At 59.3% G+C, this 12,073-nt stretch carries 11 protein-coding genes; all 11 read left to right on the top strand.

Annotation, left to right across the window (positions count from 1 at the left end; all coding sequences use genetic code 11):
- Window positions 1–24 precede the first annotated feature (24 nt).
- The 11 genes from pyrF (at window position 25) to WMO20_RS12435 (ending at window position 11,696) form a co-directional block, all read left to right on the top strand.
- Window positions 25–891, top strand: coding sequence for an orotidine-5'-phosphate decarboxylase (gene pyrF / locus WMO20_RS12485; RefSeq protein ID WP_112091764.1), 867 nt, complete (start codon window positions 25–27; stop codon window positions 889–891).
- Window positions 872–1,645, top strand: a complete 774-nt coding sequence (locus tag WMO20_RS12480) for a dihydroorotate dehydrogenase electron transfer subunit (protein ID WP_097783228.1) — start codon at window positions 872–874, stop codon at window positions 1,643–1,645. The genes pyrF and WMO20_RS12480 overlap by 20 nt, the downstream gene beginning before the upstream one ends.
- A complete protein-coding gene (locus tag WMO20_RS12475) occupies window positions 1,645–2,571 on the top strand; it encodes a dihydroorotate dehydrogenase (protein WP_249240567.1) in 927 nt (308 codons plus the stop codon). The genes WMO20_RS12480 and WMO20_RS12475 overlap by 1 nt, the downstream gene beginning before the upstream one ends.
- A gap of 137 nt (window positions 2,572–2,708) precedes the next feature.
- Window positions 2,709–3,302: an orotate phosphoribosyltransferase gene (pyrE, locus tag WMO20_RS12470; protein ID WP_005920457.1), complete on the top strand. Its 594-nt coding sequence runs from the start codon at window positions 2,709–2,711 to the stop codon at window positions 3,300–3,302.
- A gap of 239 nt (window positions 3,303–3,541) precedes the next feature.
- Window positions 3,542–4,648, top strand: a complete 1,107-nt coding sequence (locus WMO20_RS12465) for a carbamoyl phosphate synthase small subunit (RefSeq protein ID WP_117949688.1) — start codon at window positions 3,542–3,544, stop codon at window positions 4,646–4,648.
- A 1-nt stretch (window position 4,649) separates the two neighbouring features.
- Window positions 4,650–7,901 carry a carbamoyl-phosphate synthase large subunit gene (carB, locus tag WMO20_RS12460; protein WP_349187054.1) on the top strand — a complete coding sequence of 1,084 codons (3,252 nt, stop codon included), beginning with the start codon at window positions 4,650–4,652 and terminating at the stop codon, window positions 7,899–7,901.
- Between the two features lie 215 nt (window positions 7,902–8,116).
- Window positions 8,117–8,419: an HU family DNA-binding protein gene (locus WMO20_RS12455; RefSeq protein WP_005920451.1), complete on the top strand. Its 303-nt coding sequence runs from the start codon at window positions 8,117–8,119 to the stop codon at window positions 8,417–8,419.
- A 130-nt stretch (window positions 8,420–8,549) separates the two neighbouring features.
- Window positions 8,550–9,737 (top strand): DEAD/DEAH box helicase, encoded by a 1,188-nt coding sequence (locus WMO20_RS12450; RefSeq protein WP_015537546.1) that lies wholly within the window; start codon window positions 8,550–8,552, stop codon window positions 9,735–9,737.
- A 108-nt stretch (window positions 9,738–9,845) separates the two neighbouring features.
- Entirely contained in the window at window positions 9,846–10,499 is a 654-nt protein-coding gene (locus tag WMO20_RS12445) for a MerR family transcriptional regulator (RefSeq protein ID WP_349187053.1), read from the top strand.
- A complete protein-coding gene (locus tag WMO20_RS12440; protein WP_349187052.1) occupies window positions 10,480–10,791 on the top strand; it encodes a heavy metal-binding domain-containing protein in 312 nt (103 codons plus the stop codon). Before WMO20_RS12445 ends, WMO20_RS12440 begins: the two co-directional genes overlap by 20 nt.
- Window positions 10,788–11,696: a CPBP family intramembrane glutamic endopeptidase gene (locus WMO20_RS12435; protein ID WP_349187051.1), complete on the top strand. Its 909-nt coding sequence runs from the start codon at window positions 10,788–10,790 to the stop codon at window positions 11,694–11,696. The genes WMO20_RS12440 and WMO20_RS12435 overlap by 4 nt, the downstream gene beginning before the upstream one ends.
- The last annotated feature ends 377 nt before the right edge of the window (window positions 11,697–12,073 follow it).

The following is a 12,073-nucleotide window of genomic DNA, read 5'->3' as shown; positions in this document are numbered from 1 at the left end:
TACGACTTACAGGAGGACACCCAAATGACGAACATGGACAAACTGTACGAAGCTGTGGAAGCCCGCGGCCCGGTGTGCGTGGGTCTGGACACCGACTTCAGCTACCTGCCCGCTGATTTTGTGGACAGCACCCTGACCAAGGGCGAGAACATCGTGCGCTTCAACAAGAAGCTCATCGATGCCACCAAGGCTGTGGCTGGCTGCTACAAGGTGCAGATCGCTTATTATGAGTCTCTGGGCATGGAGGGCATGAAGGCCTACGCCGACACCCTGAAGGCTGTGCGCGAGACCGGTGTGCCGGTGATCGCGGATATCAAGCGCGGCGATATCGCCAAGACCGCCGAGATGTACGCCATGGGTCACTTTACCGGCGATTTTGAGAGCGATTTCGTTACGCTGGCACCCTACATGGGTCTGGACTCTATCAGTCCCTATCTGCCCTACGCTGAAAAGCAGGGCAAGGGTATGTTCGTGCTCTGCCGCACCTCCAACGGAGGTGCCAAGGACTTTGAGTACGAGAAGCTGGCCGACGGCCGCCACGTCTACGATCTGGTGGGTGACAAGCTGAACGCACTGGGCAAGGACTACATGGGCGAGCACGGCTACTCCTCCATCGGTCTGGTCATCGGCGGCACCCACATCGAGGAAGCCACCGAGATCCGCGCAAAGTATCAGGACAGCTTCTTCCTGATCCCCGGCTACGGCGCACAGGGCGGCAAGGCCGAGGATATCGCTCAGTACCTGACCAAGGGCAACGGCGGCGTGGTCAACTCCAGCCGCGGCATCCTGCTGGCTTACAAGAAGCAGCCGGGCACTGCCTTTGACGAGGCCGCTTACAACGAGTGTGTGAACATGAAGGAGGCCATTGCTCATGCGTGCAGCCTGCTGTGAAGCCACCGTCCTGCGCAATGAGGTCATTGCCCCGGACATCCGCCTGCTGACCGTGGTGTGGCCGGACCGCGACCATGCCCCCCACGCAGGCCAGTTCTTCACCCTGCGCTCCTGGGGCGCAGACGAAGCCCCCTTCCTGTCCCGCCCCATCAGCGTGCACCGCTGGAACCCGGACAGCAGCACCATCGAGTTTTTGTATCAGGTGGTGGGCGAGGGTACCGAGAAGCTGGCACAGCTCAAGCAGCAGGATACCTTCCAGCTTACCGGCCCTATGGGCAACGGCTTTGATGTACCGGAAATCGTGAGCAAGTACAAAAAGATCGCCGTGGTGGGCGGCGGCATCGGCACTGCGCCCATGTTCCAGCTTACCCGCGAGCTGGCCGCTGCCGGGGTAAAGCCGGATGTGTTCTTTGGCTTCCGCGACACCCCCTACTGCATGGAGGAGTACCGCAGCATCGCAAACCTCGTCAAGGTGTCCACCGACACCGGCGCGGTGGGCTTCCACGGCTTTGTCACCCAGCTGTACGACCCCGCCGATTACGATGTGGTGCTGGTGTGCGGCCCCACCGTGATGATGAAGAACGCCGCCCGCCTGTGTGCCGAAAAAGGCACTCCCTGCTTTGTGAGCATGGAAAAGAAGATGGCCTGCGGTATTGGTGCCTGCCTTGGCTGCACCTGCGAGACCAAGGGCGGCGAGGGCAAGAGCGTGTGCAAGAACGGCCCTGTATTTGACGCAACGGAGGTGTTCTTCTGATGGCAGACCTGAAAACCAACCTGCTGGGCTTTGTGATGAACAGCCCGGTCATCGGCGCATCCGGCACCGTGGGCTACGGTGTGGAGTACGAGGAACTGGCTGATTTTGCTAAAATCGGCGGCATCTCCGGCAAGGGCCTTACCCTGCACGGCCAGTACGGCAACAAGGGCGAACGCCTGTGGGAGACACCCTCCGGCCTCATCAACAGCATCGGCCTGCAGAACCCCGGCGTGCAGCACTTTATTGACGTGGAGCTGCCCGAGATGCTGGAACTGAAGCAGAAGTACGGCACGGTGGCCATTGCAAACCTTGGCGGCCACAGCGAGGAAGAGTATGTGGAAGGCGCTGCGATGCTGAGCGAGAGTGCAGTGGACATCGTGGAACTGAACATCTCCTGCCCCAACGTCAAGGTGGGCGGCATGGCCTACGGCGTGAAAGCCGAAGCTGCCGGTGAGGTGGTGCGCATGGTGCGCGCTGCCTGCAAAAAGCCCCTGATGGTCAAGCTGAGCCCGCAGGCCGAGAATATCCCCGAGATGTGCAAGGCTGTGGAAGCCGCCGGTGCGGACGCCATCAGCCTGACCAACACCTTTCAGGCCTGCGCCATTGACTTGGAAAAGCGCCGCCCGGTGTTCAACAACATCTTTGCCGGTCTGTCCGGCCCGGCGGTGCGCCCCATCGCCCTGCGCATGGTATGGCAGGCCGTGGGTGCGGTGAACATCCCGGTGGTGGGTCTGGGCGGCATTGCCACCGGCCGTGATGCACTGGAGTTCATTATGGCAGGTGCCGCCGCAGTGCAGGTGGGTGCCGCAAACTTTGCAAACCCCCGCGCCATGGAGACCATTGCAAACGAGATGGCTGCATGGATGGACAAAAACGGCGTGAAAACGCTGGACGAGATCCGCGGCTGCGCCCGTCATGCAGAATAAAAACTGATATATCCATAAAATATCTACAATTATGCGCATAAAATAAAACTTAACGCATAAATTTGCAAATGCCGTAAAAGCGTGGTACAATACCACCCAAAGGAATATACACCACTGAAAAGAGAGGGAGAAGTACAATGAGTGAAGCACTTGAAATTCTGAAGAGCTGTGACGCATTTCTGGAGGGTCACTTCCTGCTGTCCTCCGGCCGGCACTCCGGCGCATACTGCCAGATGGCTTATCTGCAGCAGTACCCGGACCGCTGCGCCGAGGTGATGAAGGCTGTGGCCGACAAGGTCAAGGAGATGGACGTGGACGTCATCGTCGGCCCTGCCATGGGCGGCATCGTGTACGCCTACGAGCTGGCCCGCCAGACCGGCAAGCGCGCTATCTTTACCGAGCGCGTGGACAACGTGATGTGCCTGAAGCGCTTTGCCATCCACCCGGGTGAAAAGTGCATCATCGCCGAGGACGTGGTGACCACCGGCATCTCCTCTCTGGAGACCAAGCGCGTCATCGAAGAGGCCGGCGGCATCTGCCTTGGCATCACCTGCGTGGTGGATCGCACTAAGCCCGAGGCTCCGTCTCCCATCCCCATTCTGGCCAGCGCCCTGAAGCTGGACCTGCCCAACTATACCCCGGAGGAGTGCCCCATCTGCAAGGAGGGCAAGCTGCCGCTGGTGCATCTGGGCAGCCGCAAGATGAAGCAGGAAGCAAAGCAGACCCTGTAAGAGAGTTCGCCCTCTCAGGCCGCTTCGCGTCCAGACTCCCCTTTTTGTCACCTTCGGTGACATCTTCCCCCGGAGCGGGGGAAGTCTTTCCACAAAGGGAGAGCCCTTGGCAAAACCATAAATTTTGCGTGGACTGCCAAGGCCTCCCACTTTGGGGGAGGTGGCAGCGCGTCAGCGCTGACGGAGAGGGCGAGGACGCTGAAAATATGACAACATTCTGCGTTGAAACGAGGAAAACTATGAACGCATATCTTCTTTTGGCAAACGGCATGGTCTTTGCCGGACAGTCCGTGGGCGCGCAGGGCGTGACCGTGGGCGAGGTGGTGTTCTCCACCGGCATGGTGGGCTTTCAGGAGACCCTGACCGACCCCAGCTACTATGGCCAGATCATCACCCAGACCTATCCCCTCATCGGCAACTACGGCATGAACCATGATGACATGGAGTCCGACCGCATCTGGGCAAAGGGCTACATCGTGCGCGAGGCCTGTACCACCCCCTCCAACTGGCGCTGTGAGGAGACGCTGGACAGCTTTTTGAAAAAGAACAACACCATCGGCATCGAGGGCATCGACACCCGCCACCTGACCCGCATCATCCGGGAGAGCGGCGTGATGAACGGTGCCATCCTGACCACCTTTGACCCCGCCGACCCGGCCAATAAGGCCGAGACCGAGGCACTGCTGGCCGAGATCCGCGCCTATGCCGTCACCGACGCTGTAAAGAACGTGACCTGCGCCGCTCCCGAGGTGTTCAACCCGGAAGGCGAGACCCATATCGTGCTGATGCACTACGGCTGCAAGCGCAACATCGTGCGCTGCCTTGTCAAGCGCGGCTGCAAGGTGACTGTGATGCCCGCCTTTGCAACGGCAGAGGAAATCAAAGCCCTTGCCCCGGACGGCATCATGCTGTCCAACGGCCCCGGCGACCCCGCCGAGCCGGTGGAGGTCATCGAGAACCTCAAGCACATCTTTGAGTTGAACATCCCCACCTTCGGCATCTGTCTGGGTCACCAGCTGTCCGCACTGGCAGCCGGCGCCAAGACCATGAAGCTGAAGTACGGCCACCGCGGTGCCAACCAGCCTGTGACCGACTTTGAGTCCGGCCGCACCTTTATCACCAGCCAGAACCACGGCTATGCGGTCGTGGGCGAGGAGCTGCCCGCCGAGATGGGCGAGGTGGCACAGGTGAACGCCAACGACGGCACCTGCGAGGGCATCAAGTACAAAAAGTGGAACTGCTTTACCGTGCAGTTCCACCCGGAAGCAAACGGCGGCCCCAAGGACACCGAATTCCTGTTCGACCGCTTCCTGAACAACGTCAAAGCAGCAAAGGAGGCACGCTGAAATGCCGAAGGACCCCAGAATCAAAAAGGTGCTGGTCATTGGCTCCGGCCCTATCATCATTGGTCAGGCTGCGGAGTTTGACTACTCCGGCACGCAGGCCTGCCGCGCCCTGAAAGCAGAGGGCATCGAGACTGTTCTGCTGAACTCCAACCCCGCTACCATCATGACCGACCCGGACGTGGCCGACCATGTGTATATCGAGCCCATGACGCTGGAAGTCGTGGAGCGCATTCTGGACATTGAAAAGCCGGATTCCGTGCTGCCCAACCTCGGCGGTCAGATGGGTCTGAACCTGTCCATGGAGCTGGCACGCTCCGGTTATCTGGACCGCACCGGCATCCGTCTGCTGGCCTGCAATCCCGAGACCATCGACCGTGCCGAGGACCGCGAGCTGTTCAAGGAGACCATGGAAAAGCTGCACCAGCCCATCATCCCCTCTGAGGTGGTGGAGAACCTGCAGGACGCACTGGATTGCGCCGACAGCATCGGCTACCCGGTCATCGTGCGCCCGGCCTTTACCATGGGCGGCACCGGCGGCGGCATCTGCGAGACCCGCGAAAAGCTGATCGAGATCGGCACCAACGGCCTGCGCCTTTCTCCCATCCATCAGATTTTGGTGGAAAAGTGCATCGCCGGCTGGAAAGAGATCGAGTACGAGGTGATGCGCGACCACAAGGGCAACGTGATCACCGTATGTAACATGGAAAACCTCGACCCCGTGGGCATCCACACCGGTGACTCGGTGGTCGTGGCTCCCTCCCAGACCCTGACCGACCACGAGTACCAGATGCTGCGTACCGCCGCACTGGATATCATCACCGAGCTGGGCATCGAGGGCGGCTGCAACTGCCAGTTCGCTCTGAAGCCGGACAGCTTCGACTACGCGGTCATCGAGGTCAACCCCCGTGTGTCCCGCTCCTCTGCACTGGCTTCCAAGGCTACCGGCTACCCCATTGCCAAGGTGGCGACCAAGATCGCCATCGGCTACACGCTGGACGAGATCACCAACGACGTTACCGGCAAGACCTGCGCCTGCTTCGAGCCTGCGCTGGACTACATCGTGGTCAAGTACCCGAAGTGGCCGTTTGATAAGTTCGTCTACGCCGACAAGTCTCTGGGCACCCAGATGATGGCTACCGGCGAGGTGATGAGCATCGGCAACAGCTTTGAAGCCGCCATGATGAAGGCTGTTTCCTCCATTGAGCTGGGCATGGACACCCTGACCCACAAGCCCTTTGAGGAGCTGACCGACGAGGAAGTGGTGGAGCATATGCACGTTCAGGACGCCGAGCGCGTGTTCTGCGTGTACGAAGCGCTGAAGCGCGGCATCGACCACAAGGTCATCTACGATATCACCAAGATCGACTGGTGGTTCCTGGACAAGATGCAGCATCTGGCAGATCTGGAAAAGGGTCTGGCACAGTGCAACGGCCAGCTGTCTTTGGAGCAGTACAAGACTGCCAAGAAGTACGGCTTCCAGGATAAGACCATCCGCCGTCTGGCAAAGGTGGACACCCTGCCCGTGGAGAACTACCGCGCCGGCTTCAAGATGGTGGATACCTGCGCTGCCGAGTTCTCTGCAAATACCCCCTACTTCTACTCCACCTACGATGGCGACAACGAGGCCGCAGGCTTTATCGCTGAGAAGGAAGCTGAGACCGCAGCCAAGGGCGAGCCTAAAAAGAAGAAGGTTCTGGTCTTTGGTTCCGGCCCCATCCGCATCGGTCAGGGCATCGAGTTCGACTACTGCTCTGTGCACTGCGTATGGACGCTGAAAAAGAACGGCTGCGAAGCCATTCTGGTCAACAACAACCCCGAGACCGTCTCCACCGACTTTGATACCGGCGACCGTCTGTACTTCGACCCGCTGAACCCGGAGAGCGTGGACAACATCATTGCCACCGAAAAGCCGGATGCCTGCGTGGTGCAGTTCGGCGGACAGACCGCCATCAAGCTGGCCAAGCACATGGACGAGATCGGCCTGCCCATTCTGGGCACCCCGGCGGACGCCATTGATGAAGCCGAGGACCGCGAGCGCTTTGACGAGCTGCTGGAGCGCTGCAACATCCCCCGCGCCCCGGGTCGTACCGTGTTCAATTTGGACGAGGCTCTGGCCGCTGCCGAGGAGATCGGCCTGCCGGTGCTGATGCGTCCCTCCTATGTGCTGGGCGGTCAGAACATGATCGTGGCCTACAACAAGGCGGATATCATCGAGTACATGGGCGTTATCACCGAGCACGTCGATATGGATCACCCGGTGCTGCTGGATAAGTACATCATGGGTACCGAGTGCGAGGTGGACGCCATCTGCGATGGCGAAAACTTCCTGATCCCCGGCATCATGGAGCAGGTGGAGCGCACCGGTGTGCACTCCGGCGACTCCATCTGTGTCTACCCGGCACAGCACCTGACGCAGGACGAGATCGACACCATGGTGGACTACACCGGCCGCTTTGCCCGCGAGCTGCACGTCACCGGTCTGGTCAACGTGCAGTACGCCGTCTCCCATGGCCGTGTGTACGTCATCGAGGTGAACCCCCGCTCCTCCCGTACCGTGCCTTACATCTCCAAGGTCACCGGCGTGCCCATGGTGGATCTGGCCGTGCGCTGCTGCTTGGGCGAGAAGCTGACGGATATGGGCTACGGCACCGGTCTGCACCCCAACGCCCCCTATGTGGCGGTAAAGGTGCCTGTGTTCAGCTTTGAAAAGCTGCACGCCGTGGATACCCAGTTCGGCCCCGAGATGAAGTCTACCGGCGAGGTGCTGGGTATTGCGCCCAACTACCACGATGCCCTGCTCAAGGGTCTGATCGGTGCAGGCTATACCTTTAAGACCCCCGGCCCGGGCAGCTGCTGCATCTTCACCGTGAAGGACAGCGACAAGCCCGAGTTCGTGGATATTGCATGGAAGCTGAAGGATATGGGCTACAAGCTCTACGGTACCTCCGGCACCTGTGCATGGCTCAACAAGCACATGGTCCCCTGCAACGAGGTGCGCAACATCTCCGGCGAGGCTCCCAACATTGTGGATCTGCTGCAGAGCGGTCTGGTGGACTATGTGTTCTCCACCAGTGCCAAGGGTCGTGACCCCCGGCGCGATTCCGTCCGTCTGCGCCGCAAGGCCGTGGAGCTGAGCATCCCCTGCATCACCGCAGTGGATACCGCCGCTTCTCTGGTGGACTGCCTGCGCAGCGAGCACAGTTTGGCTAACATCCCGCTGGTGGATATTGCCACCCTGTACCGCGGAAAATAAGCCGTAACATCCGCATAAAACAGCTCTTTACAGCGCCTGCCGAAACGGTGGGCGCTGTATTTGTGCGGGGTGCACGGAACTGAATGTGGTTCGTGCGCAATAAATTACATTTCGTGCGCAATCCATCGAAAACAGTGCGCGAAATATGTTATACTCAACAACGCAAAATTTGCCAAAAGACGTTACTTTTGGACATTCCAGGAGGATATCGATACATGACCCGTTCCCAGATGATCGAAACCGTGGCACGCAAGACCGGCTTTACCGAAGCTCAGGTCGAGACCACGATGGATGCAATGTTTGACCAGATCGCGGACTGCCTGCGCGCTGACGAAAAGGTGACCATCGCCGGCTTTGGCCGCTTTGAGATGCGCCCCCGCAAGCCGAAGGCTTACACCAACCCCAAGACCAAGGTGTCCAGCCAGCTGGAGTCCACCTCCATCCCCGGCTTCAAGGCCAGCGGCCGCTTCAAGCAGAAGCTGGAAGCCGGCAAGAAGAGCGTGGAAGAGACCGCCTGATTTCTGCACACTGAGAACCGTACCCGTGCCCCCGGGTGCGGTTCTTTTTGTTTCTCTGCTGACAAGCGCGGCATTTCATGCTATACTTGTTGCAACGAGAAAAAACGCCACAAAGAACGGAGTTGTCCAAATGCTTTACAGCGAGTTGCAGTGCAGCGAAGCCATCCACAAGGCTGTGGAACGCATGGGCTTTGCCGAAATGACCGAGATCCAGGAAAAGACCATCCCCCTCATGCTGGCAGGGCATGATGTCATAGCCAAGGCACCCACCGGCACCGGTAAGACCTGTGCCTTCGGCATCCCGGTGGTGGAGCATATCCAGCCGGAAAATAAATACCCGCAGGCCGTCATCATGGCACCTACCCGGGAGCTTGCTCAGCAGATCGCCGAGGAGCTGACTAACCTCACCTACTTTATGCCCGAGGTGCAGGTGGCCTGCGTGTACGGCGGTGCCAATATGGAAAAGCAGGCAAAGCGTCTGGCGGAGGGCTGCCAGATCGTGGTAGCCACCCCGGGGCGGCTGATGGATCACTACAAGCACCACAGCATCGATATCTCCCATGTGACCCAAATCGTGCTGGACGAGGCCGACGAGATGCTGAACATGGGCTTTTATAAGGATGTGCGCCACATCATCGAGATGATGAAGGCCCGCAAGGCGCTATCCATGTTCTCCGCCACCATCAGCCGCGAGGTGATGGATATCGGCTGGCTGTACCAGCACAATGCCGAGGAGATCACCGTGCAGCCCCGGGAGGAAAGCCAGCCCAAAATCACCCAGTATATGCTGGAGACCTCCGGCCGCAACAAGCTGTCGGATCTGGCACAGATCATCATTGGCGAGGGTTACAAGCGGGTGATGGTATTCTGCGATACCAAGTTCAACACCGCCACGCTGGCAAATCAGCTGGCACGGCTGGGCTTCTCGGTGGACTGCCTGCACGGCGACCTCTCCCAGAAGGAGCGCAACCAGATCATGCAGGCCTTCCGGGATGGCAAGCTGGCCATTCTGGTGGCTACGGACGTTGCCGCCCGCGGCATTGACGTTTCGGATGTGGATGCCGTCATCAACTACGATGTGCCCAGCGAGAACGAGCACTACACCCACCGCATCGGCCGCACCGGCCGCGCCAAAAAAGAGGGCGTGAGCTACCTGTTCTATGTGCCGGAGGAGAAGAAGCGCGTGCAGGAGCTGCTGCGCCTGACCCGCAATACCGACCTGTGCACCCCGGTGCACTTCGACTTCAACCACGAGCACATCGTAGTGGAGAAAAAGCAGGACAACGCCGATCGTTTCCAGATCAAGTGCTATTTTTAAAGGAAGGAGCTGCTGTACGACTTTGTGCGGCAGCTTTTTTGCAAAAAGGCTTGACCTTCCCCTTTGTGGAAGGTGTAGAATACTCCCGTAAGGAGGGGGTCGTGACCCATGAAGATCAACGAAGTGGAAGCCGCCGTCGGCGTGACCAAAAAGAACATCCGCTTTTATGAGGAAGAGGGGCTCATCAGCCCCAGCCGGGAGCCGGGCAACGGCTACCGCAGCTACTCGCAGGCGGATGTGGAGCGCTTGCGCCGCATCAAGCTGCTGCGCAAGCTGGACGTGCCGCTGGCAGAGATCCGGGAGATGCTGGAAGGGCAGCGCACGCTGGCTGAGGGCATGAGCCAGCAGCTGGAACGTCTGCGCAGCCGCCGCGCCGACTTGGAGGAAGCCATCGGTTTCTGCACGCTGCTGCAACAGGAAAACGGCCCTCTGGAACAACTGGATGTGGAGCAGACGCTGGCGCGCCTGACCGCACGGGAAGAACAGGGAGTGACTTTTGTGAACATTGAACGGACTGACCAAAAGACCCGCCGCATCCGGGGCGCCTGCATCGGTGCTGCCCTTTTTGTGACCATGATGGCTTTTGTAATGGCCACTATGGGCTGGGCGATCTACACCGACCCGCAGGATGCCCCGCCGCTGCCGCTGTTGGTGGTGATGTTCGGCATCCCGGCGGGCTGCATCGTGGGCACCCTGAAGGTGCTGCTGGATCGGATCGAAGAGATCGGAAAGGGAGAAGAAGATGCTTATTGTAACTATTAACGAGATCCCGGGCAAAAAACTGGAAGCGCTGGGTGTGGTGCGGGGCAGCACGGTGCAGAGCCGCAACCTCGGCCACGACATGATGGCCGGTTTCCGCACCCTTGTGGGCGGTGAGGTGACCGACTACGCCGAGATGCTTACCGAAGCCCGGCAGATCGCTACCGGACGCATGGTCAAGGACGCCGAAGGTCTTGGCGCAGATGCCATTGTGGGAATGCGGTACGCTTCCGCCAGCGTCATGCAGGGCGCAGCAGAGGTCATTGCTTACGGAACGGCGGTGAGATTCGTATGACAGCAAAAGAAAAACAGGGCTTCGGCCTATACTTCCTGTTCGCCTTTGGCATGGCATGGCTGTGTCAGGTGGGCGGCTGCATGGCGCTTTTGCAGCAGAATAACGCCGTGCTGTATCAGCTGGCGCTCATCGTTACCATGTTCTGCCCGCTGCTGGCTGTACTGCTGGTGCAAAAAGCATTCCTGCGCCAGCCCACCGGCATCGGCTGGAAGGTGCAGGGCAAGCGGCGGTTCTGGCTGGCGGCATGGTTCGGCCCGGCGGTGCTCACCCTGCTTGGCGCTGTGCTGTATTTTGCCGTGTTCCCCTCCAGACTGGATTTTTCCGGCAGCTGGCTGGTAGCCGCCTACGGCGGCGAGATGGACGCGCAGACTCTGCGCAGCCAGCTGGGCGTTTCCACCCTCAGCTATCTGCTGCAAAACGGGCTGTTTGCGGTGCTCCTTGCCCCGGCCATCAATATGTTCCCCGCATTGGGCGAGGAGGTCGGCTGGCGCGGCTACATGATGCCCCGCCTGAAGGAGCGGTTCGGTCTGCTGAATGGCCGCCTGCTGGGCGGCGTTGTGTGGGGCATCTGGCACTGGCCGCTGATGCTGCTGGTGGGCTACGAGTACGGCACCAACTACTTGGGCGCACCCCTGCTGGGTCTGGTGGTGTGGTGCGTGGTCTGCTTTGCCCTGAACACCCTGCTGGATATCCTCTACGAGAAAACGGAGTGCATCTGGGTGCCCGCCATTGCGCATGGAGCGTTCAACGCCATTGCGGCGCTGCCGCAGGTGCTGGTCACCCCGGCAGATACCTATTATAATGTGCTGGGACCCATGCCCATTGGTCTGATCGCCGCGCTGCCGATGCTGGCGGCGGCTGTCTGGCTGACCCTGCGGGAGATGAAACAGGAAGAAAAGAACTGAATCCCAAGGCAACAGCCGCTGCACGTTTTGTGCGGCGGCTGTTTTTGCGCAGAAATGGTGGAAGAAAGGTCAAAACATCCCCCGAAACCGGGCGAAAAACTGGATGATGTATACAAAGCGCAAAAAAAGGCGAAAAAAATGTAAAAAAGGCTTGCAAAAGTGGTTGCGGTATGGTACTATATGTGAGCGCCAAGCGCTGAGACAAAAGAATGACTTCTGAAAGCTCAGCAGGAAGCCCTTGAAAAGAACCAATGAACGTTCAAATGTTCCGGTTAGCACCGAGAAACTGCTGAACGATTTAAGTTCAGAAAAGTTCAAAAGCTTCTCAAAAAAGTGCTTGACAAAAAACCGCTTCTGTGGTAAAATAATCAAGTCGT

The sequence above is a fragment of the Faecalibacterium intestinale genome (assembly GCF_040096575.1).
Classification (GTDB): Bacteria; Bacillota; Clostridia; order Oscillospirales; family Ruminococcaceae; genus Faecalibacterium; species Faecalibacterium intestinale.
The sequence above is the reverse complement of the archived record's forward strand: the minus strand, read 5'-3'. Positions and strand labels throughout refer to the sequence as shown.